The sequence below is a fragment of the Sinomonas susongensis genome (assembly GCF_005877005.1).
GTDB classification, from domain to species: Bacteria; Actinomycetota; Actinomycetes; order Actinomycetales; family Micrococcaceae; genus Sinomonas; species Sinomonas susongensis.
This window is the reverse complement of record NZ_SSNH01000001.1, coordinates 270,864-296,500: the sequence shown is the minus strand read 5'-3', so window position 1 is coordinate 296,500 and position 25,637 is coordinate 270,864. Positions and strand designations below refer to the sequence as shown.

Sequence of the window (25,637 nt, the reverse complement as noted above, 5' to 3'; positions counted from 1 at the left end):
ACCGGACATCAGGAACGGGCCGCCCTGCTGTCAAGGGGTTCTGGACGTCAGTAGCGCTGGCCGGCATCGGGATGCGCGAGGAGCTCGCGCTCCACCTCCGCATGGATTCGGCGCTCCACGAAGAACGAGAGGAGGGGCACCACGCCGCCCGCCGCCATGAGGACCAGGCGGCCGAACTGCCACCGCATGAGGGACCACAGTCGGAAGTTCGAGATGAGGTAGATCACGTACATCCAGCCATGCACGATGAGGATCGTGATAGACAGGTTCACCCCGCCCAGCACGCCCGCGGGATCGGCGTCGGCCAAGCCGAATCCGAAGGCTCGTCCCGTGATCGCGTCCGTGCCTCCGGCGAAGATGAACTTGCCGAAGCCATAGCGAAGGATCATCTCGAGGCACAGCAGCAGGAGCATTGAACCTGTCGCGTAGGCCATGACCTTGTAGAAGCCAAGCGCCGAGCGGATCTGCGCAACGGTGCCGCCGAAGCGGCGCTGGGGGGTACGCCCGGTGGCGGGCTTGGGGTCGATCACGGTTTTCCTCCGGTGTCGGATGGGAGATGCTCCTCGTCCGATGAAGACTCACCAGGCGGGGAAAGTTCAGACGCGCCGGATCCGTACTCGGCGGCTTCGAGCTCGCGTTCGTATTCGTCCCGCACGAGCCGCCACCACAGGAAGATCGCGAATCCTGCGAAGACGACCCATTCGACGGCGTAGAAGATGTTGAGCCAGTTGACGGGTGTCGACTTCGGCTGTGGAGGGATGTTGAGGGCCTTGAGGGGGCCCGAGACGGCCGACGCCGACTGGTCGCCGGCCGCTGTCACCTCGTGGACTGCGCCGACGAATGCTGTGTAGCTCGGGACGTCCCACAGGTTGATGAGTTCCGCGACGGAGACCATCGAGGCCTGGCCCGGAGCGGGATGCTTGTTCGCCTGGGGGGCCTCCGACGGCTCGAGCCGGCCGGTCAGCTGGACCTGCCCCGACGGTGGGGCCTGCACCTGGCTCGGATCTGCGAGCCAACCGCGGGCCACCGGAATGACGACAGTGTGGTCGCCCCCGACGGCCGGGGCTCCGTCGACGACGAACGCGGTCACCACCCACCAGCCGCTCACGCCCTGGAGCAGCCGGTTCGGGACGAGCACCTGCTTCGAGGCGTCGTAGTGACCGGTCGCCGTGATCATCTGGTCCGCCGCCGTTGCAGGGAAGTCCGTCCCCGGCTGGAGGGTGTTCTCAAGGGGCTGGGGTGTCTCCGTCGTCGTCACGACCGGCGGCGCGTCCGATGTGGAGCGCGAAAACTGCCACTGGCTCAACAGCACGAACACGCCCGAGACCGCCAGCGCGCCGATCAGCGCGAGGATCCAACGGGGTTTGAGGGCGGTTCTCAGCACCTTTCAACGGTACTCCGACAAGCTGTAGAAAAACTAAACGGCCTTGGCGGTCCAGCAGTCCCGGACTAGTCCCCGAAGACGAGGGCCGAGTTGACGAGCTCGGCGATGATGTCAGGGTCGTTCGCTCTGCGCAGGGACTCACGGAACCCGGCTTTGGAGAGCGAGCGGGCCATCGTCGCGAGCACCTCGAGGTGCTCCGAGAAGCTCGATGCGGGTGTCGCGATGAGGAGCACCACGTAGGCGGGTCCGTCGAGGGCGCCGAAGTCGACGGCCCTTCCGTACTTCGCCACCCCGACTGCGATCGACGGCCGGGTCACCTGCTCGCTCCGGGCATGGGGGAGGCCGATCCCGCCCGGGAGCCCGGTGGCCATCTGGTGCTCGCGGGACTCGACGTCCGCGAGGAAGGCGTCCAGATCAACGATCCGGCCTTCGGCGGCGAGACGCTCGGCAAGCTGCCGCGTCGCGTCCTGCCGGTCCTCGGCATCCATCTCGAGGATGACGAGCCCGGGCGAGGTCAGCTGGGCGTCATAGCGGTCGAAAGGCTGGGGCATGCTGCCATTTTACGGACCTCAGCTGGGCGCCCGGCTCACTGCACGGGAATGATGTCCTCCGCACCGAGCCGGACGACGTCGGCGGCGGCGTCGTCGGGCTGCTCCTGGCTCAGCCTCTCCGCCTCGACCCGCTTGAGATAGTGCGCCGTCTCACGCTCGCGCTGCACATCGCTCCATCCGAGCAGCGGCGCCATGAGCTCGGCGACGACGGGCGCGGCCGAGACCCCGCGGTCCCATGCCTCGATGGAAATGCGGGTGCGGCGGGTCAGGACATCCTCGAGGTGTCGTGCGGCCTCATGGGTGACGGCGTAGACGACCTCGGCCTTGAGGTAGTCGTCGGCGCCCGGGAGCGGCTGGGCCAGCGCCGGGTCGTGGGAGATGATGTCGAGGACCTCCGTCGCGAGGGAGCCGAAGCGGTTGATCAGGTGCTCGACCCGGGCGACGTGGACCTGCGCCGCGGCTGCGAGGCGGCCCCGGCGGTTCCAGACGGCCCTGAAGCCGTCCGCACCGGCCAGCGGGATCCTGTCGGTGACGCTCGCCGGGACGCGCTCGTCGAGATTCCGCACGGCCTCGTCGACGGCGTCGCGCGCCATGATCCTGTAGGTCGTGAACTTCCCACCCGCGACGACGACCATCCCGGGCACGGGATGCGTGACAATGTGCTCCCGGCTGAGCTTCGCCGTCGAGTCGTTCTCGCCAGCGAGGAGCGGCCTGAGGCCCGCGTACACCCCCTCGACGTCTTCGCGCGTGAGCGGGCGCCGGAGGACCCGGTTGACGCGCTCGAGGATGTAGTCGATGTCCTTGCTCGAGGCGGCAGGGTGCGCCTTGTCCAGACGCCAGTCCGTGTCCGTCGTACCGATGATCCAGTGACGCCCCCACGGAATGACGAAGAGCACTGACTTCTCGGTGCGCAGGATGAGGCCCACCGTCGACTGGAACCGGTCGCGCGGCACGACGAGGTGGACGCCCTTCGACGCCCGGACCTTGAGCTGCCCGCGCTCGGTCACCATGGCCTGGGTCTCGTCCGTCCACACGCCGGTTGCGTTGATCACCTGCTTGGCGCGGATGTCGAGCTCTTCGCCGGTCTCGAGGTCTCGGACGTGCGCGCCCACAACACGCTCGCCCTCACGCAAGAAGCTCTCGACGCGCATGCGGTTCACCGCGTGGGCCCCGTGATGGGACGCCGTGCGGACGACGTTCACGACCATCCGCGCGTCGTCGACCTGGGCGTCGTAGTAGCGGATGGCGCCGATCATCGCGTCGTCGCGCAGGCTCGGTGCCGCTCGGAGGGTCCCCCTGCGGAACATGTGCTTGTGGATGGGAAGGCCCGTCCCATGCCCGTTGGTCAGCCCCAGCGAGTCGTACATCAGCATGCCCATGCCGACGTACGGCCGCTCCCACCAACGACGCGTCAGCGGGTACAGGAACGGCACGGGCTTCACGAGGTGCGGCGCGATCCTCTGCAGCAGGAGTCCCCGTTCCTGTAGGGCTTCCTGCACGAGACGGAAGTCCAGCATCTCGAGGTAGCGGAGTCCTCCGTGGATGAGCTTGGACGAGCGGGAGGACGTGCCGGAGGCCCAGTCGCGCTGCTCGACGATGCCCACCTCGAGTCCGCGGGTCACGGCGTCGAGCGCGGCGCCCGCGCCCACGATGCCGCCCCCCACGATGAGGACGTCGAGCTGCTTCTCCGGTCCCCCCGTCGCCTTGAATCGTTCGATCGCCGCTGTCCGGGCCTCCGGCCCGAGCCGTGCCGACATTGCGCCCTCCGCTCCCGAGACTTCCTTTTAGGAGTCTAGGCGCGTTGGGGGCCCAGGCGCCTCTGGGAATCTAGGCGCGCCAAGTGACGGAGGGACGCGTCGACGCCCCGATTGCCGACCTGTGCTCGCGCTAGAGCCCGGCGTGCGGGGACACGACGACGTCCACGCGCTGGAACTCCTTGAGGTCCGAGTAGCCGGTCGTCGCCATCGAACGGCGCAGCATCCCGACGAGGTTCGACGTGCCGTCCGCGTGGTGCCCCGGGCCGAAGAGCACTTCCTCCATCGGCCCCACGGTCCCGACATTGACGCGCTCCCCGCGCGGCGTGTCCGGGTGGTGCGCCTCCGCTCCCCAGTGCCAGCCCCGCCCCGGGGCCTCGAGCGAGCGGGCGAGGGCCGAGCCGAGCATGACGGCGTCCGCGCCCATCGCAATGGCCTTCACGATCGCGCCCGAGGTACCCATGCCGCCGTCGGCGATGACGTGCACGTACCGGCCGCCGGACTCGTCCATGTAGTCGCGGCGCGCGGCGGCGACGTCGCTGATGGCAGATGCAAGGGGCGAATGGATGCCCAGTGCGCGCCGCGTCGTCGTCGTCGCTCCCCCGCCGAAGCCCACGAGAACGCCAGCCGCGCCCGTGCGCATGAGGTGCAGTGCCGGGGTGTAGCCGGCGGCGCCGCCGACGATCACGGGGACGTCCAGCTCATAGATGAACTTCTTGAGGTTGAGCGGTTCCTGGTTCTTCGAGACGTGCTCGGCCGAGACGGTTGTGCCCCGGATGACGAAGAGGTCGACGCCGGCCGCCAGCACGGTCTTGTAGTGGCGCAGCGTGCCGGACGGTGTGAGCGCGCCCGCGACCGTCACTCCCGAGGCACGGATCTGCGCGAGGCGCGAGGTGATGAGCTCTGGGTCCACCGGCCGCGAGTACAGCTCCTGCAGGCGCCGGGTGACCGCCGGGCTCGACGGATCCCCCTCGAGCGCCGCGATCTCCGCCAGGACGGGCTCGGGATCTTCGTACCTCGTCCAGAGGCCTTCGAGATCGAGGACGCCGAGGCCTCCGAGGCGGCCGAGCTCCACCGCGGTCGCGGGCGACATGACCGAGTCCATCGGCGCCGCGATGACCGGCATCTCGAAGCGGTAGGCATCGATCTGCCACGAGACCGAGACATCCTCGGGGTCACGGGTGCGCCGGTTGGGGAGGATGGCGATGTCGTCGAGGGAGTAAGCGCGCCGTCCGCGCTTGCCGCGGCCGATTTCGATCTCGTAGGTCACGGCCTCTACCTTAGTCGACCCCACCGCGGAGGGCCCCGCCGCGGAGGGCCCTCCGCAGAGGCCCCGACGGCGATGGCCCCTCGCCCTTGGGGGCGAGGGGCCATCGAGAGGCGTGCCGCGGACTACTTGCGGTAGTTGGGCGCCTCGGCCGTGATCATGATGTCGTGCGGGTGGCTCTCCTTGAGGCCCGCCGACGTGATGCGGACGAACTTGCCCTTCGCCTTGAGCTCGTCGACCGTGTGGGCGCCGACATAGAACATGGTCTGGCGCAGGCCGCCCACGAGCTGATGGGCAACCGCGGCAAGCGGGCCGCGGTACGGGACCTGGCCCTCAATGCCCTCGGGGACGAGCTTCTCGTCGCTCGGGACATCGGCCTGGAAGTAGCGGTCCTTGGAGTACGAAGTGTTCTTGCCGCGCGTCTGCATCGCACCCAGCGAGCCCATGCCGCGGTAGGACTTGAACTGCTTGCCGTTCATGAAGACGAGATCCCCCGGGGCCTCGGCCGTGCCGGCAAGGAGGGAGCCGAGCATGACAGAGTCGGCGCCCGCGACGATCGCCTTGCCGATGTCGCCCGAGTACTGGAGGCCGCCGTCGGCGATCACGGGAACGCCCGCGGGAATCGCTGCCTTCGCGGATTCGTAGATCGCAGTGACCTGGGGAACGCCCACGCCGGCAACCACGCGCGTCGTGCAGATCGAGCCCGGGCCCACGCCGACCTTGATCGCGTCGGCACCCGCATCGATGAGCGCCTGAGCACCCTCGCGAGTCGCTGCCTGGCCGCCGATGACGTCGACGTGAGCAGCGGCCGGGTCCTTCTTGAGCCGCGAGATCATGTCGAGGACGCCTTGGCTGTGCCCGTTCGCGGTGTCGACGACGAGCACATCCACGCCCGCCTCCACCATCGTCATGGCCCGCTCGTAGCCGTCCCCGAAGAACCCGACAGCCGCACCGACGCGAAGTCGGCCGGACTCGTCCTTCGTCGCGTTCGGGTACTGGTCCGCCTTCTCGAAGTCCTTGACGGTGATGAGGCCCTGCAGGATGCCGTCGTCGTCGACGAGCGGGAGCTTCTCGATCCGGTGCTTGCCGAGGAGGCCGATGACCTCATCCCGCGCCACGCCGACCTTGGCAGTCACGAGCGGCATCGGCGTCATGACCTCGTGGACCTTCCTGGCCGCGAACTCCTGGTAGGGGATGAAGCGCGTGTCGCGGTTGGTGATGATGCCGAGAAGACGACGGCTCTCGTCGACGACGGGAAGGCCTGACACCCTGTAGTGGGCGCAGAGGTCGTCGAGTTCCTTGAGCGTCGCGTCGGGGCTGACGGTGACCGGCTTCGTGATCATGCCGGACTCGCTGCGCTTGACCTGGTCGACCTGGTCGGCCTGGTCCTGGATGGACAGGTTCCGGTGGAGGATGCCGATGCCGCCCTGACGGGCGAGGCTGATGGCCATGCGGGCCTCGGTCACGGTGTCCATCGCGGCGGAGAGGACGGGGATGCCGAGCCGGATGCGGCGTGAGAGCCGGGTCGACGTGTCGGCCTCGGACGGGATCACGTCCGTGGGCCCGGGCAGCAGGAGGACGTCGTCGTAGGTGAGTCCGAGGAAGCCGAAGGGGTCGTGCTCGGGGGCGGTGGTCATGAGTGCTCCTTGGCCTGCGCCGAGGGGTGCGGCGCGAACTGACGGGAAGTGCTGATGACCAGCCAGTGCTTACGGGCGTGGTCTGCTGCGGTGCCTTCTATCCTAAACTTTCCCCGGGCCGGGGCGTATTCCGGCGGCGAGTCGGGGTGACCAAACGCACACGCCGGAACTCGTCCTACAACAGGGTCTCGATTACGCCTGCGGCTTCTTGGAGCAGCGGCTCACGGTCGGCGGCCTGGGGGACCATCCGCTCGACGTCGTCTACGAGCACCTCGACGTACCGCCTGACGACGGCGCGGTGGACTGGGTCTCCGAACCAGGCCACGTCACGGGCCGCGCGAAGCAGCGCACGGACCACGCGGGGCTCGTTTGCGCCGTAGCGACGGACCTGCCCGAGCGCCAGATCCAAGAGGTAGGCGAAGTCGCGTCCGGGAACATGGAGCCGGACCGTCCCGGCTGCGTCTCGCAGCACCTGGGTCCCGTGGCGACGGGACGCCAGCGCGCTGAGGACTGAGCTGAGGTGGTCGACTGCCTGGATCGCGGTGTACGGGTCGTTGATTGCCGGCGAAAGTGCCTTCGACGCGACATCGGCAAGCTGGCGGATTCCGAAGGCAACATCCTGCTCCAGAGTCCGTTCGTAGCCGATGCGCGCGCTCTGCGCGACGGCCCGCGCGACATCGTGCCGGTCCCGCTCCTCGGGCGCCGAACCACCGGGTCCCCACACTCTGAGGAGTGGGGCCCCCTCGGTCACATGCTCCCCCACCATCGGCCCGAAAACAGCTGTCAAGTCCCGTCTCGCGAGGACGCCGACGAGTGCCTCGAGATGGAAAGCCTGTACATATCCGGAGCGTGGTGCGGCCACCGCCGCCGCCGACACGGGGACCCGAGGCAGCTCGACGCTGGGGTCGCCCTCGACGAACGAATGTCTCACGACCCGCAGGGTCGCCGTCTCCACGCTCCTCATCACCTGATCGACCTGGATCGAGTGCGAGAGGTGATGAACGAAGAACACCAGCGTCACGAGACTCACAAAGAGCAGCAGCAGAGCGCCGCTGACCGCGAGGCGCGGGTAGTCCACGGTTCGTTGACCACCCAGGATGCCCACGGTGTAGAGGCCGGCGGTGCTGTATGCGAACGTTGCGACAAACACGCTGAGGGTCACCTGATTGGGGATATCCCGCAGAAAGTTCCTGAGAAGCCGCGGACTGAACTGAGTGGATGCGAGCTGAAGAGCCACCAGGGTCAGCCCCAGCACGAGGGCGATGACCGTGATCATCGTGCTCGAGATGCCTATCAGGAGGCTCCGCGCGTCGTCCGACGTTCCTTGGAACAGGAGTGCGGCCAAGGGAGAAGCGGAGTCGAACCGGATCGCCGAGAGCACAGTCCCCGCGATGAGCGCAAGCACGACTGCGGCAGTCGGCATCGCCCAGAGGGCACTCGCCAAGTACTCGCGCAGAGCGTCGCGCTTCACAAGGGACACTTTCTGGCGCGTTCGATACCACGGTCAAGAGGTCGCAAGACCAGTCAGGCCCGGAATGCAGCGAGGGCCGCCCCAGAGATCTGGGACGGCCCTCGCTGCGTCAGGCGGCGAGCGCCCGACAGGTGCCTTGGTGGCCGGACGGTGCCTTAGTGGTTGTGGCCCGCGTGATCGTCCTCGGCCGGCTTGTCGGCGACGAGGGTCTCGGTCGTGAGCACGAGGGCCGCGATCGACGCCGCGTTGCGCAGCGCGGAACGGGTCACCTTGACAGGGTCGATGACGCCGGCCGCGATGAGGTCCTCGTACTCGCCTGTCTTCGCGTTGAAGCCGTGGTTGACCTCGGCCTCGGCGACGCGCGCCGCGACGACGTACCCGTCGAAGCCCGCGTTGTGGGCGATCCAGCGCAGCGGCTGGACGAGCGCCCGGCGCACGATGTTGACGCCGACAGCGAGGTCGCCGGAGAGGGCCGTGATGGCGTCGTCCTCGTCGAGGACGCGGACCGCGTGGACGAGGGCCGAGCCGCCGCCCGCCACGATGCCTTCCTCGAGGGCAGCCCGAGTGGAGGAGACCGCATCCTCGATGCGGTGCTTCTTCTCCTTGAGCTCCACCTCGGTGGCGGCGCCGACCTTGATGACGCCGATGCCGCCGGCGAGCTTCGCAAGCCGCTCCTGGAGCTTCTCACGGTCCCAGTCGGAGTCCGTGCGCTCGAGCTCGGCGCGCAGCTGCGAGACACGCGCCGCGACGTCCTCGGCGGAACCCGCGCCGTCGACGATCGTCGTCGTGTCCTTCGTGACCGTGATGCGGCGGGCCGTGCCCAGCTGCTCGAGGCCCACCTGATCCAGGCTCAGGCCGACCTCCGGGGAGATGACCTGCGCGCCGGTGAGGGTCGCGATGTCCTGGAGCATGGCCTTGCGGCGGTCGCCGAAGCCCGGAGCCTTGACGGCGACGGCGTTGAGGGTGCCACGGATCTTGTTCACGATGAGCGTCGAGAGCGCCTCGCCCTCGACGTCCTCCGCAATGATGAACAGCGGCTTCGACGCCTGGAGGGTCTTCTCGAGGAGCGGGAGGAAGTCCTGCAGCGACGAGATCTTGCCCTGGTGGATGAGGACGAGCGCGTCCTCGAGGACGGCTTCCTGACGCTCGGCGTCCGTCACGAAGTACGGCGAAAGGTAGCCCTTGTCGAACTGCATGCCCTCGGTGAGCACGAGTTCGGTCTGCGTCGTCGAGGCTTCCTCGATCGTGATGACGCCGTCCTGGCCGACCTTCTCGAACGCCTCGGCGAGGAGCTCGCCGATCTCGTCGGACTGCGCCGAGATCGCGGCGACGTTGGCCACGTGCCGGCCCGAGACCTCGCGGGCGTTCTCCCCCAGACGGGTGACGACGGCCTCGACAGCGGCCTCGATTCCGCGCTTGATCTCGCCCGGAGCCGCACCGGCGGCCACGTTGCGAAGGCCTTCCTTGACGAGCGCCTGGGCGAGGACCGTGGCCGTCGTCGTGCCGTCGCCCGCGACGTCGTTCGTCTTGGTGGCGACTTCCTTGGCGAGCTGGGCGCCGAGGTTTTCGTACGGGTCGTCGAGCTCGACCTCGCGGGCGATGGTCACGCCATCGTTCGTGATGGTCGGCGCGCCCCACTTCTTGTCGAGGACGACGTTGCGGCCTCGCGGGCCGAGGGTCACCTTGACGGTGTCGGCGAGCTTGTCGACGCCGGCCTCGAGGGCCTTGCGGGCGTCCTGGTTGAATGCGAGCTGCTTTGCCATTCGCTTCTCCTTGGGGTTCAAGGGCAGCACCCCGGCCGAGAGACCGGGGTGCTGACGTTGAAGTCCTGCTCGGCGGGGACTACTTGACGACGATCGCGAGGACGTCGCGGGCCGAGAGCACGAGGTACTCGCTGCCGCCCGTCTTGACCTCGGTTCCGCCGTACTTCGAGTAGAGGACGACGTCGCCGACGGTCACGTCGACGGGGACACGGTTGCCGTTGTCATCGACGCGGCCGGGGCCGACGGCGACAACTTCGCCCTCCTGCGGCTTCTCCTTGGCGGTGTCCGGGATCACGAGGCCAGAAGCAGTGGTCTGCTCCGCCTCGAGCGGCTTGACGACAATACGGTCCTCGAGAGGCTTGATGGAGACCGACACGGATCTCTCCTTTTCATGAACGGGTCACAGAAATGGGAGCCGGGCATGCAACCGTCGTCGCGGGTGCCGGGAGCGTGCCTGGACAGTTAGCACTCACACGGGGCGAGTGCTACTGCTGACTCTATTGAGCGGCTGGCACTCGGTCAAGGCGAGTGCCAATCCAAGCTGCAGGTGTCCGACTATTCGCCCGCGAGCTCGTCGAAGCTCAGGTCATCGCCGTCGTCGCCGTTCTGGCGGCTACGGTTCAGGTACATGACGACGAGCGAGCCGATCAGGAGGACGCCGCCGATCACGAGGCCCAGAATGGCGGCGATCCTCGCACCGAGGTACTGGTCGCGGAGCGCCTCCGCTTCCGGGGTCGCATCGTTGATGCTCTTGCCGCCTACGGAGTAGACGGTGGCTGTGAAGGCGTCGAGGCCGATGACGATGAAGAGCAGGACAGCGGACACCGTGGCGAGGACGATGCCGAGGATGAGAAGGGGTCGGGTGTAGCGGGAGATTCCCCAGTGGTCGGCGGCGGGCGAGGCGTCAGCAGGCGTCGTCTCCATGCCTCCACCATATCCGGAACAGCTCCTCTCGGCTGGGCGCCGTGCAGGGTGAACTAGGCTTGATCCATGGCTCAGGACCCCCACGCCGCCGAGCAGCTCGCTCCCCTGCTGACCTCGGAAGGCTGGGCCCTCCTCAACTCGCTCGGCCCCTACAGGGAAGAGGATGCCCTCGCGATCACGGCCCGGCTCCGCAAGGCGGGCCATGCGCCCGAACTCGTCTCCGCCGTCCTGAGCCAGGCCCGCCTGAGGATCAAGGCGGAAGGGAAGTTCGGCGAGTTCTCCCGCCACATGCTCTTCACCCGGGCCGGCCTGGAGCAGGCGACCCGGCTCAGCGTCGCGGCCCGCCACGCCCGCCGTTTCGTCGACGCCGGCGTCAGCACGGTCGCGGACCTCGGCTGCGGGCTCGGCGCGGACGCCATGGCGATGGCGTCGCTCGACCTGGAGGTCACCGCCGTCGAACTCGACGAGACGACGGCTGCGTGCGCGACGATCAATCTCATGCCGTTCCCCAACGTGCGGGTCGTCCACGCGGACGCGCAGACCGTCCCGCTCCAAGGGATCGAAGGGGTCTGGCTGGACCCGGCACGACGGAAGACGTCGACCTCCGGAACAGTCCGGCTGTGGGACCCGGAGCAGTTCTCTCCCCCGCTGAGCTTCGTGTCCGAGCTGGCGGCCGAGGGGCGGCCCGTCGGCGTCAAGCTCGGCCCGGGCCTCCCCCACTCGTCCGTGCCGGAGGGCTGCGAGGCGCAATGGGTATCGGTCGACGGCGAGGTCGCCGAGGTGGGCCTCTACTTCAATGCTCTCAAGCGCCCCAGCATCCGGCGCGCCGCACTCGTCCTGGCAGACCAGACCGCGTCCGAACTCGTGGCAGAGACGGACTTCGGCGGCGGGGTCAAGCCTGCGCTCGGCCCGCTCGAGGGCTTTCTCTACGAGCCCGACGGCGCCGTGATCCGGGCGGGCCTCGTCGCGGAGCTCGCGGACCGGCTGGGCGGCCACCTCCTGGACCCTCGGATCGCGTACATCTGCGGCCCAGATCTCGTGTCGACCCCGTTCGCGAAGGCGTACCGCGTCCTCGAGGTGCGCCCCTACAACGTGCGGGCCCTGCGGCAGTGGGTCCGGGACGAGGGGATCACAGCGCTCGACATCAAGAAGCGCGGTACCTCCGTCACGCCCGAGGAGCTGCGCAAGCTCCTGTTCCTCGGCCAGGGGAAGGCACCCAAGAAGAAGCCTCACCGGCGAGCGACCCTCGTGCTCACCCGGATTGGGGACGAGCGCGTCGCGGCGATCGTCGAACCCGTCTGACCCCGTAGCTCCACACCGTGCGTCTGCCTACTGTGCCCGCATGAACTCCTCCGCAGCCCGGACCTGCTCTTCGCTCGGGCGCATTCCCGTGTAGAGGACGAACTGCTCGAGCGCCTGGATGGTCATTACCTCGGCACCGCTGATCACGGTCTTGCCAGCGGCGCGTCCCGCCCTGACAAGCGGGGTCTCGGCCGGAACAGCGACGACATCGAAGACGGCCCGGGCTGACGCCACCGTCTGCGGTGGAAACGCGAGAGAGTCGGCCTCGGAGCCGCCCGCCATGCCGAGTGGGGTCGCGTTGACGAGGACGTCCGCCGAGGAATCCCCGAGCTCGCCCTGCCAGTGGAATCCGTAGAGGACGGCGAGCGCACGCCCTGCCTCCTCGTTCCGCGCGACGACGGTCACGTCGCGGAACCCAGCGTCGCGGAACGCGGCCGCCGTGGCCTTGGCCATGCCCCCCGACCCCCGTAGCAGCATCGACCAACTGGGGTCGAGCCGGCTCCCGGCGATGAGCTGGGCGATCGCGGTGTAGTCCGTGTTGTACGCGGTGAGGACGCCGCCGTCGTTGACGACCGTGTTCACCGATTCAATGGCAGCGGCCGAGGGATCCATCGCATCCACCAAGGCGATGACGCGCTCCTTGTACGGCATCGAGACCGCGCACCCACGGATCCCCAGTCCCCGCACTCCGGCGATCGCCTGCTCGAGGTCGGTGGGCGCGAAGGCCTTGTAGATCCAGTTGAGCCCGAGCGCCTCGTAGAGGAAGTTGTGGAACCGCGTCCCGTTGTTGCTCGGGCGCGCCGAGAGCGAGATGCACAGGGTCATGTCTTTGTTGAGGATCGGCACGACCCAAGGCTACCGGGGTGTCCGAGGCCGGGCCCGGAGCCGAACCAGCCGCACCGGCTATGGCCCGCGGGATCATGCCGGTGTCCAATGGTCGCATGCCGGACACAGTGGCGAACCAGGTGCCGCCCCGCGTGGGGATCGACGAGTTCTCGACGAACAGCGCGCTCGTCGACGGCGTTCGTCGGTACGGCGCCGGGTGGGCTGGGGGCGCCCTCGCTTCGATCGGCCGGCTCGTCGGATCTGCCGAGTTCCAGGAGAATGCGCGGCTCGCGAACCTGCACGCCCCCATCCTGCACGCGCTCGACCGCTACGGGGAACGGCTCGACGAGGTCGAATACCACCCCGCCTACCATCGCATCCTCGGAGATGCCGTGGCCCACGGCGCCCACACGTCCGCCTGGGCGGACCCCCGCGCCGGCGCGCACGTCGCGCGAGCCGCCGCGTTCATGCTGTTCGCCCAGATCGAGCCGGGCCACGCGTGCCCGGTCTCGATGACGCACGCCGCCGTTCCCACGCTCTCCCGGGAACCCGCCGTCGCCCGCTCGTGGCTTCCGCTCCTCTACGGCACCGGCTACGAGCCGCATCTGGTTCCGGCCTCCGCCAAGCCGGGGGCCTTGGTCGGCATGGCGATGACAGAGCGCCAAGGCGGTTCCGACGTGCGCGCGAGCACGACCACCGCCGTCGACGACGGCAACGGGACCGCCCGCATCACGGGCCGGAAATGGTTCTGTTCGGCTCCCATGAGCGACGCGTTCCTCGTGCTCGCGCAGGAACCTCCCGGGCTCTCATGCTTCCTGGTCCCGCGCGTGCTCGACGACGGATCGCGGAATCCCCTCCACCTCATCCGACTCAAGTCCAAGCTGGGGAACCGGGCCAACGCGTCGGCCGAAGTCGAGTTCGAGAGGACGCTCGGCTGGCGGATCGGGGAGGCAGGCCGCGGGATCAGGACGATCCTCGACATGGTGCATGAAACCCGTCTGGACTGCGTGCTCGGGACCGCCGCAGGGATGCGGCAGAGCGTGGCCGAGGCGGTATGGCACGCGCGGCACCGGCGTGCCTTCGGCAAGCTCCTCATCGATCAGCCAGCGATGGCCGCGGTCCTCGCCGACCTGGCCCTCGAGGCGGAGGCATCCATCGCGCTCGGGCTACGCCTCGCAGCGGCGGACGACGCCGCGCGGCCGACGGGAGCGGGCGGCACCACGGGCGCGCGGGCCGACTCCGGCGTCCCGGGAGCCGATGCCGCCCGAGAGAGGGGCTTCGCCCGGATCGCGACCGCCGTGGCAAAGTTCTGGGTCTGCCAGCGTGGCCCGGCGCACGCGGCCGAAGCTCTCGAATGCTTGGGCGGCAACGGCTACACCGAGGACTTCCCCCTCGCGATGCGGTACCGCGAGCAGCCGGTGATGGCGATCTGGGAGGGCTCCGGGAACGTGGTCGCGCTCGACGTCCTCCGGGCACTCTCCCGCGAGCCGGACTCCGCCGAGGCCCTCGCGGACGAGCTCGAGCTGCAGCGCGGAGTCGATCCGCTGCTGGACCGGCAGCTGAACCGGGCCCTCTCGCTCATGTGGGACGCGAGACGCGAGCCAGAGGCGGCGCAGGGGTGGGCGCGACGGCTCGGGGAAGAGCTCGCACTCGCTCTCGAGGGCGCGCTCCTCGTCGGCCACGCGCCGTCGTCCGTCGCCGAAGCGTTTCTCGGAGCGCGTCTGGGCGACGAACGGAGCCTCGGCTTCGGCTGCCTTCCCGACGCGGCCCGGACGGCGGAGATCCTCGACCGGGTACAGTGAGAGCCTCTCGGACTCTGGGGAGGGCGCGGCTGCCCTAGACTGGGCACGTTCTGTATCTGGACGCTGCGGCCCTGCCGGAGCCTGAGCTCGGAAGCGGGGGCGGACCATGCACATCGACTTCGCGCCCTCGAAGCAGTCCACGATCGGCATGGAATGGGAACTCGCGCTCGTGGACCGGCACGGGGGCGAGCTCGTCTCGGCGGCCCCCGACGTCCTGCGCGGCGTTTTCGCGGAGCACCCCGAACTCAACGCAGACTGCCCACGCGTCCACCAGGAGCTCCTGCTCAACACGGTCGAGATCGTGACCGACGTCCACAACACCGTCGGCGGAGCGAAAGACGACCTCGCAACCACCATGGATGCCGTCCGCAGCGTCACCGACCGTCTCGGCGTCGAACTGTTCTCCGCGGGAAGCCATCCGTTCAGCCCGCCGCGCCTCCAGCCCGTGACGGACAAGGACCGCTACGCGAAGCTCATCGACAGGACCCAATGGTGGGGCCGGCAGATGGTCATCTACGGCGTTCACATCCACGTGGGCCTCGACCGGTGCGACAAGGCCATGCCCGTCCTCGACGCGCTGGTGAACTACTTCCCGCACTTCCAGGCACTCTCTGCCTCGAGCCCTTACTGGGGCGGAGAGGACACGGGGTATGCGTCGCAGCGAGCGCTCATGTTCCAGCAGCTCCCCACGGCGGGCCTCCCGTTCCAGTTCTCGGACTGGAACGGCTTCGAGGGCTATGTCCAGGACATGCTCACGACCGGCGTGATCGACGTCATCAGCGAGATCCGCTGGGACATCCGCCCAGTCCCTCGGCTCGGCACCATCGAGATGCGGGTGTGCGACGGTCTCTCGACCCTCGAGGAGGTCGGCGCGATCGGCGCGCTCACGCAGTGCCTCGTCGAAGAGGCCTCGCGAACCCTCGACAGCGGCGGCACCATCCCGACCATGCCGCCGTGGCATGTGCAGGAGAACAAGTGGCGTTCCGCCCGGTACGGTCTCGACGCGATCATCATCCTCGACGCTGCCGGGCGCGAGCAGCTCGTCACGGAACACCTCGCTGAGACCCTCGATCGGCTCGAGCCCATTGCCCGCGACCTCGGCTGCGAGAAGGAGCTCCGCGACGTCGAGGGCATCGTGCGCCGGGGCGCGGGCTACCAGCGGCAGCGGCGCACTGCCGCAGCCCACGGCGGGGATCTCCGCGCCGTGGTCCTGGAGGAGGCGCGTCTCATGCGGGAGGGCCACCAGGGGTGAACGAGCCCCCAGCACGGCGGCGCCGCTCGCCGGGGCGAGTCCTGTTCGTCGCTGCCGTGCTTGCTGTGGTCCTTGCTGTCACGTCTCACACACAGGCCGCGCTGCTGGTCGTTGTCGGGGGCTTGGTCTATGGAGGGGTCGAAGCCGCCTTGGCTTGGCGGCGGCGGTAGCGTTCGACACAATTCAGGCGCGCTTGAATCGCTTTTCGGCTCGGTTTGCCTTCGAGTTGTGGCGAATCGAACCGTTAGCGGCATCTGCCACGACTTCGCTCACCCAAGCCCTCTGGAACATGATGTGCTCCCAGCTGAACCGCAGGACGACCCACCCGTCGCGGACTAGTTCGTTGTAGCGGGTGCAGTCGCGGTGCAGAGCTTCGCGGCCGCCATGCCACTCGAAGCTGTCGGCCTCCGCAACCAGCCGGTGGACGACCGAAGCATGGTCCACCACGAAGGTGCCGCCTCGGGTCACGATCCGGAGCTGCGGGACAACCGTCACCGCGGCTTCGATGCAGGCCGCTCTGAGCCCGGATTCGAAGGCATTCGCCGCCCGGCCGTCCATGTGGGCAAGCACCCGCTGCTGGCGAAGCCTGTTTCGCCCGATCCATCCCTGGGCTGCCGCGAGCAGTTCGCTGTGCCCGACGAGACCGAGACGCAGGGCAGAGTCGGCAATGGCCAGGCCTTCGGCGAACCCGAGGTGTGCGGCACAGTCCAGAACGGTGCGGACGGGCGCAGTTGCCCTGACTGCGCCCATGCGAACGAGGTCCTCCCCGGGAAGGAGGCGCGTGACGATGCTCGCCCTCGGATGAGACCGGATCTTCGTGCCCCTCGGCACGGCGACCTCGACCTGACGCGGCCGGTGCAGAACCCCCATACCGTGGGCCAAAGCGGCGGACCGGCCGTAGAGCACTCCGCGGCACTCGAGGGCCGTGTGATGGGCTTCCGCCAACGACCGCAGCGCATACACGCCTTTCCGTGGGCGGACGAGGTCCCCGGATTCAACGGCCCGCATGAGCTGCTTCTGGCTGAAGTAACGCCGCAGCTCGCAGGCCGCGGCACTGCCCCCAAGGCTTGGCAAGAGCAGCGCTGGACCGTCCACAGCACCAGCCTGCCGCGCCTCGGAGCCACGGCGCGGCCGAGACGGCCCGAATGTGGAAAAGATGCAGGTGCCAAAAGCCACAACTCGCAGGCAATTCAGCCTCTTGCTGAGGCACACTGCCCGCCAGTTGTGGCGAATCGAACCTATGGGATCAGGCGGACACCGTCGTCACGGGCAGGGACGAGTCGGGTGCGAACGAGAGCTCGCTGGGCGAGCGGCCGTCCATGATGACCCGCGCCGCGAGGGCCGCGACCATCGCTCCGTTGTCCGTGCACAGCGAAAACGGCGGCACGGCGAGCGAGATCCCGGCGGCGGCACACCGCTCGGCAGTGAGCTCGCGCAGCCGAGAGTTCGCGGCTACGCCTCCGCCGAGCAGGAGGTTGCGCAGGCCGTGCTCACGGCACGCGAGGATCGCCTTGGAGGTCACGACGTCGACCACGGCCTCCTGGAACGAGGCCGCGATGTCCGCGACCGGCACCGGCTTCCCCGCCGCCTCATGCTGCTCCACGCACCGGGCCACCGCCGTCTTGAGCCCCGAGAAGGACCAGTCGTAGCGGTGCGGTCCGGGCGACTCAGGCGACCCCATGTACTTCGGCTGGGTCAGGCCGCGGGGGAACCGGAAGGCTCGGGGGTCGCCATCCTTGGCCAGCCGGTCGATGGCAGGGCCGCCGGGGTAGCCGAGGCCGAGGAGCCGAGCGACCTTGTCGTAGGCCTCGCCTGCGGCGTCGTCGATGGTTGACCCGAGCAGCTCGACGTCGGAGGCGATATTCCGCACGCGCAGGACCTCGGTGTGGCCCCCGGAGACGAGCAGCGCCCCGAGGTCCTCCGGGAGCTCTCCGCCGTAGACGCCGCCGTCGAGGAGGCCGACCCCGACGTGCGCGACGAGGTGGTTGATCGCGTAGAGGGGCTTGCCGGTCGCCACGGCGAGGGCCTTCGCGGCGCACACGCCCACCATGAGCGCGCCGGCCAGGCCGGGGCCGGATGTGACGGCGAGCGCGTCGACGTCCGCCAGGGTGACGCCGGCCGTTTCGAGGGCCTCCGCAAGAGTGGGCACCATGGCGTCGAGGTGGGCGCGGGACGCGATCTCCGGGATGACGCCACCGAAGCGGACGTGCTCGTCCATCGAGGACGAGACCGTGTTCGCGAGCAGTCTCGTGCCGCGCACGATCCCGACTCCCGTCTCATCGCACGACGACTCGATCCCGAGTACGAGCGGCTCCTTCACTGGTCCCTTCCCTCCGGCCGCCCGAGCGGCAGCTGCATGATGTGGGCATCGACCCCGTCGCGGTAGTAGCGGCGGCGCGTATGGATGTGGGTGAACCCGAAGCGGCGGTACAGCGCCTGTGCCCGGGGATTGTCGGCGCGCACCTCGAGCATGACGTCCTCCGCGCCACGCCGTCGGGCCTCGGCGATGAGCTCCGTGAGCACAGCGGCTCCGATCCCACGGCCCTCCCGCTCGGGCACGACCGCGATCGTCTGCACATCCGCGATCGGCGGTACGCACATGACACCGGCATAAGCGATGATCCGCGGCTCACCCTCGGGGGTCCGCTCCTCGGCGACGTAGTACCGCCTCGTCTCCGGCTGCGAGAGCTCGTCGCGGAACATCCGCTCGGGCCACGCGTCGACGGGGAACAGCGCCTTCTCGAGCGAGTGGACGGCAGGGACGTCGGCCTCGGTCATGTCGCGCAGGTGGACACCGTCGGGCAGCGACTGGGCGGTCACAGGGCCCTCTTCCGCGGCCCGGGCACCTTCGCGTCGGATTCCCGGAGGTAGCGCGGGGCTGTGTCGAGCAGTTCCTCGCCCCGGGCAAGGCGTTCGACGGCGGCGAGCCCCAGGGAAGCCGCTGTGGGCTGCGCGCTCTCGAACTCGCCCACGACGACGGCGTCGGCCGCCTCGAGCTTCTCCCGGTAGATCCCGCCGCCCGCGCCGTAGACCGGCAGGGCGGGGAGCGCGTCGGGATGGGCGACGTGCGGCCCCTCGAGGAGGACTCCCCGAGCGGAGTACCTGGCCCAGTACACCTCGCGCCGCCGCGCGTCAGTCGCGACGACGAACTCCGATGCGGGGGGCCTGGCTCCCGCAAGGACGTCCCATGCGATGGCGTCGAGGCTCATGAGCCCCGCGAGCGGTGTGCTCCACGCGAAGGCGAGGGCGCGGGCCGTGGCGATGCCGGAACGCAGGCCGGTGAACGGCCCCGGGCCCACACCGACCACGATCCGGTCGATGTCCGAGCCGCTCAGCTCCTGTTCGAGGAGCAGCGCGTCGATGCCGGGGGCGAGGACCTCGGCGTGCGACTTGGTGTCCTCGGTCGCGAACTGGGCGAGGACGGCGCCCCAGGGCTCGTCCTCGTGCCATCGGATGATGGCGGCGGAGGCGATGGCGGACGTGTCGATGACGAGGAGGATCACTCTGCACCCTCCACACCGTGGGCCGCGACCGCGCCGGGCAGGGCCGGAGGTTGGGTCCACCGGGGACCGAACCCGCGCACGACGACGAGCCGCGGCTCGTCGTCGTCGTATTCCTCGTCGACGCCCGCTTCGGCGCCCTCGGGATCGAAGTCGACTTCGGGGTCCGCCGCGCTCGCACTGGCCCCGGGGAAAGGCAGGGGACCCCGCTCGAGCTCGATGTCGAGCCAGGACTCGGCGAGTCCCTCGACGAGCCCGCGGCCCCACTCCACGACGGTCACCGAGGTGTCGGCCCAGTTCTCGAGATCCAGGTCCTCGACCTCGCCCTCCCCCTCGAGCCGGTAGGCGTCGACGTGCACGAGGTCGGGGCCGCCCGGGCGTGGGCCGTCCGGCACATTCGGGTGGATGCGTACGAGGACGAACGTGGGCGAGATGATTCCGCCGCGCACTCCGAGGCCAGCCCCCAGGCCTTGGGTGAACGTCGTCTTCCCCGCGCCGAGGGCGCCCGTGAGGACGACGAGGTCACCCGCGTCGAGGACGCGCCCGAGGGCCGCGCCCAGCGCTTGGGTCTCCTCCGCGGTCGTCGGCGTCGCCCTCAGTTCCCACGCCGCCCCGGAGGTCTGCCCAGCTGCGCTTCCAGCGCTCACGCCTGCCCTCCCACGGCGGTCGCGACGGCGCCCGGGGTCGCGCCGGCCACGGTCTCGCGGGCGGCCGAATCGACGTGGATGCGGGGGACCCGCGGGCTGATGCGGGTCACGATCTCGTAGTTGATGGTCCCGGCGGCGCGGGCCCAGTCGTCGGCGGTCGGGCCGCCGTCTTCGCCCGGCCCGAAGAGCACGGCCTCGCCGCCGGCGATCGCCTCGACATCGGCGTCGGGCCCGAGGTCCACCACCATCTGGTCCATGGCGACACGCCCGACCACCCGATACGTCGTACCCGAAATGCGCACGGGGCCGCCGTTGGACGTGCGAGGGACCCCGTCCGCGTACCCGAGCGGGATGAGCCCCAGTGCGCTCTCTCCCGGCGTCCGGTAGGTGAGCCCATAGCTCACGCCCTGCCCCGCGGGGACGCGCTTGGCCTGCGACACGAGCGTGCGCAGCGTCATCGCGGGACGCAGGCCGAGGTCGGACGAGGACTGCTCGGGGAACGGCGAGAGCCCGTAGATCGAAATCCCGGCGCGCACGAGGTCGAAGTGCGTGTCCGGGCGGGAGAAGATCGCGGGCGAATTTGCGATGTGGCGCACCTCGAGGTCGCATCCCGCGTCCTCGGCGAGCGCGACGGCATCGCGGAAGACCCCGAGCTGGACGTCTGTCTCAGGCCGGTCCGGCTCGTCGGCCACCGCGAGATGGCTGAAGACCCCGACAACGCGGAGCAGTCCTTGGTCCTGGTAGTCCGTGGCCTCGTCGAGGACGGCCTCCCAGCGGTCCGGCGTCACGCCGTTGCGTCCGAGCCCCGTGTCGATCTTGAGGTGCACGCGGGCAGGGCGCTGCTGCTCGCGCGCGGCGTCCGCGATCCGGCCGAGCTCCCAGCCGGAGCATCCGAGGTCGACGCCGGCGCCGACCGCCGCCGAGAAGTTGCTCTCAGCCGTGTGCAGCCACGCGAGGGTCGGCGCCTCGATCCCCGCGGCGCGGAGGGTGAGCGCCTCGCCGATGTGCGCAACCCCCAGCCACGCCGCGCCCGCCTCGAGTGCCGCGCGGGCGACGGGCACGGCGCCGTGACCGTAGGCATCCGCCTTCACGACGGCCATGACGCGCGCGGGCTCCGCGACGGTCCGCACGACGCGGACGTTGTGCCGGACAGCCTCGAGGTCGACGACGGCGGCGCGTTCGGGCAGGCGTTGTACTGCAGGGTCGGGCGTGGAAGTCACCCCCCGAGTCTACCGGCGGCGTTCGGAGCGGCCGGCTCGGATTCGCGCGCCCGGAGTCACAGCTGCGGGGCACTGCCGAGGAAACCGTAGCCTTGTAGCGTGCAGCACCAGGACCGCGTGGCGATGATCAGCCTCCACACGTCACCCCTCGAGCAGCCCGGAGCGGGCGACGCCGGCGGCATGAACGTGTACATCAGCCACCTCGCCCGCGCTCTCGCCGAGGACGGCCTCGGCGTCGACATCTACACGCGCGCGACCGACCCCCTGCAGCCCGACACGGTCGCCCTCGCCCGGGGCGTCAGGGTCCACCACGTCGAGGCGGGCCCCCGCCGACAGCTCGCGAAGGAGCAGATGCCGCCCATAGCGGACGAGTTCGCCGAGGGCGTGCTCCGGCGGATGCACGGCCTCCCCCGCCCGCGGGTGGTGCACAGCCACTATTGGGTGTCCGGCCTCGCAGGCCTCCACGCCGCGTCCGAATGGGACGTGCCGCTCGTCCACACCATGCACACCATGGCGCGGGTCAAGAACCGTCACCTCGCCGCGGGCGACCTGCCCGAGCCGACGTGGCGCGAGCGCGGGGAGCAGCTCATCGCCGACGGCGCGACGTGGCTCACCGCGAACACCGCGGCCGAGCGGGACGAGCTCGTGCGGCACTACGGCGTCGACGAGGACCGCATCGACATCGTGAACCCGGGCGTGGACCTGGGCATCTTCCGGCCGGCCTTCCGCTCACGCTCACGGGTCGCCTCGGGGGTGCCGGCGGCGACGTTCCACATCCTTTTCGCGGGCCGGCTCCAGCGGCTCAAAGGACCCCAGATCCTCGTCGCGGCGGCGGGCGAGCTCCGGCGTCGTCGTCCGGACATCCCCCTCGCGGTGACCGTCATCGGCGCCCCCAGCGGTTCCCTCGGCCTGGACCTCGACGAGCTTGCCCGGGAGGAGGGGCTCGACGGCGTCGTCCACCGCCGGCCCCCGGTCCCGGCCGCCGTCCTCGCGGAGTGGTTCAGGTCCGCCGACGTGGTCGCGATGCCGAGCTTCTCGGAATCGTTCGGGCTCGTGGCGCTCGAGGCGCAGGCCTGTGGGACGCCAGTCGTTGCGGCTCGCGTCGGCGGTCTCCCGAAGGCGGTGTGCGACGGGCGGACGGGATTCCTGGTGGGGGGCCACGATCCCGCGGTGTGGGCCGATGTCCTCGAGCAGCTCTACGACGACCCGTCCACGCGCGCGGATCTGGGCCGGGCGGCGTCGATCTATGCGCAGCGCTTCGGCTGGGAGCAGACGGCCGAGGGGACGCGCGCGGCGTACCGGCGGGCCGTCCGGGCCCACGCGACGGCACGTCCTGTAACCACCTGACCACGGGCCGGGCTAGCGGTAGGGTGAGGCTCATGAGCGCCACGGCCGCGATGCCCAGCGACCTCGAGATCGCGCGGGCCGCCACCCTCCGCCCCATCGGAGAGATCGCCGAGTCAGCCGGGATCCCAGAGGAGGCGGTCGAACCGTACGGCCGCTACAAGGCGAAGATCGACGTCGCGCAGCTCCCGCCGCCTGGAACGCTCGGCCAAGTGGTCCTCGTCTCGGCCATCTCGCCCACGCCCGCCGGCGAGGGCAAGTCGACGCTGACTGTAGGCCTCGCGGACGCCCTCGCAAGGGCGGGCAGGCGCACCATGATCGCCATCCGGGAACCCAGCCTCGGCCCCGTGCTCGGCATGAAGGGCGGAGCGACGGGCGGCGGACGGTCCCAAGTGCTGCCCATGGATGACATCAACCTCCACTTCACGGGCGACTTCCATGCGATCACCTCGGCCAACAACGCGCTGTGCGCGCTTGTCGACAACCACATCTTCCAGGGCAATGAGCTGGGCATCGACCCGCGCCGGATCACGTTCCGACGCGTCATGGACATGAACGACCGGAGCCTGCGCGAGATCGTCGTCGGGCTCGGAGGCCCGGGACAGGGCGTGCCACGGCAGGACGGCTTCGACATCACGGTGGCCTCCGAGGTCATGGCGGTCTTCTGCCTCGCCACGTCGCCTCGGGACCTCACCGAGCGGCTAGCGCGGATCACACTGGGCTACACGTACGACAGGCGCCCCATCACGGTCGCGGACCTCGGGGCGCAGGGCGTCATGGCGATGCTCCTCAAGGACGCGATCAAGCCGAATCTCGTCCAGACGATCGCCGGGACGCCTGCGCTCGTCCACGGCGGCCCGTTCGCGAACATCGCGCACGGGTGCAATTCGGTGATCGCCACCACGACGGCGCGCCGACTCGCCGAGATCGTCGTGACGGAGGCCGGGTTCGGGGCAGACCTCGGCGCGGAGAAGTTCGTGGACATCAAGGCGCGGTGCGCGGACGTGGCGCCTTCCGCCGTCGTCCTCGTCGCGACGGTGCGCGCCCTCAAGCACCATGGAGGCCTCCCCCTGGACCAGCTCTCCGAGCCGGACGTCGCCGCCCTCGAGCGGGGGATGCCCAACCTTGCCCGGCACATCGCGACCGTGCGGAAGTTCGGGCTCGAGCCCGTGGTCGCGGTGAACCGCTTCGTGTCGGACACGGACGAAGAGCTCGCCGCAGTGCTCGCATGGTGCCGCCAGGGCGGGGTGCGGGCGGCGGTCGCGGACGTCTGGGCCCGCGGCGGCGGGGACGACGGCGGCGACGACCTCGCGCAGGAGGTCCTAGGGGCACTCTCGGCGCCCGGGACCTGCCGGCAGCTCTACCCACTCGAACTGCCCGTGGAGGAGAAGATCCGCACGATCGTCCGCGAGGTCTACGGCGGTGCCGACGTCGAGTTCTCCGAGGCCGCGCGGCGCCAGCTCGCCCAGATCCGGGAGAACGGGTGGGACGCCCTGCCCGTGTGCATGGCGAAGACCCAGTATTCGCTCTCCGACGACCCCTCGCTCCTGGGCGCCCCCGAGGGGTTCACCGTCCACGTCCGCGAGCTCCGGCCCCGGACCGGCGCCGGGTTCATCGTTGCCGTGACCGGCACCGTCATGACCATGCCCGGACTTCCCAAGAGCCCCGGAGCCCTGCGCATGGGCCTCGACGGGCAAGGACGGCCCGAAGGCCTGTTCTGAGCCGCACCCTCGTTCCGAACGCGCCGAGGCGCGTCGCTCGGGCAGCGCAACGAAAGGCCCCCGGGGCAGTTTGCCTGCCTCGGGGGCCTTTCGTCAGGAGAGGGACGACGGCGCGCTCGGCTGAGGCGCCCGTCTCGTCTAGCGCTCGACGTCGCCGCGGATGAACGCCTCGACCTGGGCGCGCGCGATGTCGTCTGCGCGCTGCTCGGGCGGGGACTTCATGAAGTACGCGGACGGCGAGACGAGCGGCCCCCCGATGCCGCGGTCGAGGCCGATCTTCGCGGCGCGGACGGCGTCGATGATGACACCTGCCGAGTTCGGCGAGTCCCACACCTCGAGCTTGTACTCGAGCGACACGGGAGCATCGCCGAAGTTGCGGCCCTCGAGGCGCACGAAGGCCCACTTGCGGTCGTCGAGCCACTCGACGTAGTCGCTCGGCCCGATGTGGACGTCGCGCGGCGCCAGCTCGGCCTCGACGTTCGACGTCACGGCCTGCGTCTTCGAGATCTTCTTGGACTGGAGCCGCTCACGCTCGAGCATGTTCTTGAAGTCCATGTTCCCGCCGACGTTGAGCTGGTACGTGCGGTCCACGGTGACGCCGCGGTCCTCGAACAGCTTCGCGAGCACGCGGTGCGTGATCGTGGCGCCGATCTGGCTCTTGATGTCGTCGCCCACGACCGGCACCCCGGCCTCGGTGAACTTCTGCGCCCACTCGGGAACGCCGGCAATGAAGACCGGAAGGGCGTTGACGAACGCGACGTGGGCGTCGATCGCGCACTGCGCGTAGAACTTCGCCGCCTGGTCGGAGCCCACGGGGAGGTAGCACACCAGCACGTCGACCTTTGCCTCGCGCAGCGCAGCCACGACGTCCACGGGCTCGGCGTCCGACTCCTCGATCGTCTCTCGGTAGTACTTGCCGAGCCCGTCGAGAGTGTGGCCTCGCTGCACGGTGACGCCGGTCGGCGGAACGTCGGCGATCTTGATCGTGTTGTTCTCGCTCGCGCCGATCGCCTCGGCAAGATCGATGCCAACCTTCTTGCCATCGACGTCGAACGCGGCAACGAACTCGAGATCGCTCACGTGGTACGGCCCGAACTGGACGTGCATGAGGCCTGGGACGGTCTCCCCGGGGTCCGCATCGCGGTAGTAGTGCACTCCCTGGACGAGGGAGGCGGCGCAGTTGCCCACGCCGACAATGGCAACACGGATCGGGTTCTCAGACACGGTTCTCCTTGCAGATCAACTGGCACCGGCGAGGATGCATCCGACGCCG

General features: G+C 69.6%; 23 protein-coding genes. 5 read left to right on the top strand and 18 right to left on the bottom strand.

Annotation, left to right across the window (positions count from 1 at the left end; translation table 11 throughout):
- Positions 1 to 47: 47 nt before the first annotated feature.
- The 10 genes from E6A21_RS01415 to E6A21_RS01370 all read right to left on the bottom strand — a co-directional run bounded on the left by E6A21_RS01415 (position 48) and on the right by E6A21_RS01370 (position 10,751).
- Complete coding sequence (locus E6A21_RS01415; protein WP_138442343.1) at positions 48 to 530, bottom strand: DUF3817 domain-containing protein; 483 nt, start codon at positions 528 to 530, stop codon at positions 48 to 50.
- Positions 527 to 1,384, bottom strand: coding sequence for an SURF1 family protein (locus E6A21_RS01410; protein WP_138442342.1), 858 nt, complete (start codon positions 1,382 to 1,384; stop codon positions 527 to 529). Before E6A21_RS01410 ends, E6A21_RS01415 begins: the two co-directional genes overlap by 4 nt.
- A 65-nt stretch (positions 1,385 to 1,449) precedes the next feature.
- A complete protein-coding gene (locus E6A21_RS01405) occupies positions 1,450 to 1,935 on the bottom strand; it encodes a PTS sugar transporter subunit IIA (protein WP_138442341.1) in 486 nt (161 codons plus the stop codon).
- A gap of 35 nt (positions 1,936 to 1,970) precedes the next feature.
- A complete protein-coding gene (locus tag E6A21_RS01400; RefSeq protein WP_138442340.1) occupies positions 1,971 to 3,692 on the bottom strand; it encodes a glycerol-3-phosphate dehydrogenase/oxidase in 1,722 nt (573 codons plus the stop codon).
- Between the two features lie 130 nt (positions 3,693 to 3,822).
- Positions 3,823 to 4,959: a GuaB3 family IMP dehydrogenase-related protein gene (locus E6A21_RS01395; RefSeq protein ID WP_138442339.1), complete on the bottom strand. Its 1,137-nt coding sequence runs from the start codon at positions 4,957 to 4,959 to the stop codon at positions 3,823 to 3,825.
- A gap of 122 nt (positions 4,960 to 5,081) precedes the next feature.
- Positions 5,082 to 6,593 (bottom strand): IMP dehydrogenase, encoded by a 1,512-nt coding sequence (guaB, locus tag E6A21_RS01390; RefSeq protein ID WP_138442338.1) that lies wholly within the window; start codon positions 6,591 to 6,593, stop codon positions 5,082 to 5,084.
- Positions 6,594 to 6,768: 175 nt separating this feature from the next.
- Complete coding sequence (locus tag E6A21_RS01385) at positions 6,769 to 8,064, bottom strand: DUF2254 domain-containing protein (protein ID WP_138442337.1); 1,296 nt, start codon at positions 8,062 to 8,064, stop codon at positions 6,769 to 6,771.
- Positions 8,065 to 8,219: 155 nt separating this feature from the next.
- A complete protein-coding gene (gene groL / locus E6A21_RS01380) occupies positions 8,220 to 9,827 on the bottom strand; it encodes a chaperonin GroEL (RefSeq protein WP_138442336.1) in 1,608 nt (535 codons plus the stop codon).
- Positions 9,828 to 9,906: 79 nt separating this feature from the next.
- A complete protein-coding gene (groES, locus tag E6A21_RS01375; protein WP_043120020.1) occupies positions 9,907 to 10,203 on the bottom strand; it encodes a co-chaperone GroES in 297 nt (98 codons plus the stop codon).
- Between the two features lie 179 nt (positions 10,204 to 10,382).
- Positions 10,383 to 10,751: a hypothetical protein gene (locus E6A21_RS01370; RefSeq protein WP_138442335.1), complete on the bottom strand. Its 369-nt coding sequence runs from the start codon at positions 10,749 to 10,751 to the stop codon at positions 10,383 to 10,385.
- A gap of 66 nt (positions 10,752 to 10,817) precedes the next feature.
- Here E6A21_RS01370 and E6A21_RS01365 point away from each other — a divergent pair, with 66 nt between their 5' ends.
- Positions 10,818 to 12,053, top strand: a complete 1,236-nt coding sequence (locus E6A21_RS01365) for a class I SAM-dependent methyltransferase (protein ID WP_138442334.1) — start codon at positions 10,818 to 10,820, stop codon at positions 12,051 to 12,053.
- Between the two features lie 27 nt (positions 12,054 to 12,080).
- On the opposite strand, the gene E6A21_RS01360 is transcribed toward E6A21_RS01365, so the two are convergent.
- Positions 12,081 to 12,899, bottom strand: coding sequence for a shikimate 5-dehydrogenase (locus E6A21_RS01360; RefSeq protein ID WP_281281543.1), 819 nt, complete (start codon positions 12,897 to 12,899; stop codon positions 12,081 to 12,083).
- Positions 12,900 to 12,994: 95 nt separating this feature from the next.
- On the opposite strand from E6A21_RS01360, the gene E6A21_RS01355 reads away from it, so the two are divergent.
- Both E6A21_RS01355 and E6A21_RS01350 read left to right on the top strand, forming a co-directional pair.
- The gene (locus tag E6A21_RS01355) at positions 12,995 to 14,680 is read left to right on the top strand and encodes an acyl-CoA dehydrogenase family protein (RefSeq protein ID WP_138442333.1); all 1,686 of its coding nucleotides are present in this window, start codon (positions 12,995 to 12,997) and stop codon (positions 14,678 to 14,680) included.
- A 106-nt stretch (positions 14,681 to 14,786) separates the two neighbouring features.
- A complete protein-coding gene (locus E6A21_RS01350) occupies positions 14,787 to 15,932 on the top strand; it encodes a glutamate--cysteine ligase (RefSeq protein WP_138442332.1) in 1,146 nt (381 codons plus the stop codon).
- Between the two features lie 183 nt (positions 15,933 to 16,115).
- On the opposite strand, the gene E6A21_RS01345 is transcribed toward E6A21_RS01350, so the two are convergent.
- The 6 genes from E6A21_RS01345 to alr form a co-directional block, all read right to left on the bottom strand.
- Positions 16,116 to 17,027: a DUF559 domain-containing protein gene (locus E6A21_RS01345; RefSeq protein WP_138442331.1), complete on the bottom strand. Its 912-nt coding sequence runs from the start codon at positions 17,025 to 17,027 to the stop codon at positions 16,116 to 16,118.
- Between the two features lie 151 nt (positions 17,028 to 17,178).
- The gene (tsaD, locus tag E6A21_RS01340) at positions 17,179 to 18,252 is read right to left on the bottom strand and encodes a tRNA (adenosine(37)-N6)-threonylcarbamoyltransferase complex transferase subunit TsaD (protein ID WP_138442330.1); all 1,074 of its coding nucleotides are present in this window, start codon (positions 18,250 to 18,252) and stop codon (positions 17,179 to 17,181) included.
- Positions 18,249 to 18,710 carry a ribosomal protein S18-alanine N-acetyltransferase gene (rimI, locus tag E6A21_RS01335; protein WP_138442661.1) on the bottom strand — a complete coding sequence of 154 codons (462 nt, stop codon included), beginning with the start codon at positions 18,708 to 18,710 and terminating at the stop codon, positions 18,249 to 18,251. Before rimI ends, tsaD begins: the two co-directional genes overlap by 4 nt.
- A 38-nt stretch (positions 18,711 to 18,748) precedes the next feature.
- A complete protein-coding gene (tsaB, locus tag E6A21_RS01330; RefSeq protein WP_138442329.1) occupies positions 18,749 to 19,435 on the bottom strand; it encodes a tRNA (adenosine(37)-N6)-threonylcarbamoyltransferase complex dimerization subunit type 1 TsaB in 687 nt (228 codons plus the stop codon).
- A complete protein-coding gene (gene tsaE / locus E6A21_RS18070) occupies positions 19,432 to 20,079 on the bottom strand; it encodes a tRNA (adenosine(37)-N6)-threonylcarbamoyltransferase complex ATPase subunit type 1 TsaE (RefSeq protein WP_425471492.1) in 648 nt (215 codons plus the stop codon). Before tsaE ends, tsaB begins: the two co-directional genes overlap by 4 nt.
- Positions 20,076 to 21,299 (bottom strand): alanine racemase, encoded by a 1,224-nt coding sequence (gene alr, locus E6A21_RS18065; RefSeq protein ID WP_246036119.1) that lies wholly within the window; start codon positions 21,297 to 21,299, stop codon positions 20,076 to 20,078. Before alr ends, tsaE begins: the two co-directional genes overlap by 4 nt.
- 123 nt (positions 21,300 to 21,422) lie before the next feature.
- Between alr and mshA the strand changes: the two genes are divergently transcribed.
- Entirely contained in the window at positions 21,423 to 22,646 is a 1,224-nt protein-coding gene (gene mshA / locus E6A21_RS01315; protein ID WP_138442658.1) for a D-inositol-3-phosphate glycosyltransferase, read from the top strand.
- Between the two features lie 32 nt (positions 22,647 to 22,678).
- Positions 22,679 to 24,364: a formate--tetrahydrofolate ligase gene (locus E6A21_RS01310; protein WP_138442328.1), complete on the top strand. Its 1,686-nt coding sequence runs from the start codon at positions 22,679 to 22,681 to the stop codon at positions 24,362 to 24,364.
- Positions 24,365 to 24,502: 138 nt separating this feature from the next.
- Here the strand turns inward: E6A21_RS01310 and E6A21_RS01305 are convergent, their stop codons facing one another.
- Complete coding sequence (locus tag E6A21_RS01305; RefSeq protein WP_138442327.1) at positions 24,503 to 25,588, bottom strand: inositol-3-phosphate synthase; 1,086 nt, start codon at positions 25,586 to 25,588, stop codon at positions 24,503 to 24,505.
- Positions 25,589 to 25,637: the final 49 nt, after the last annotated feature.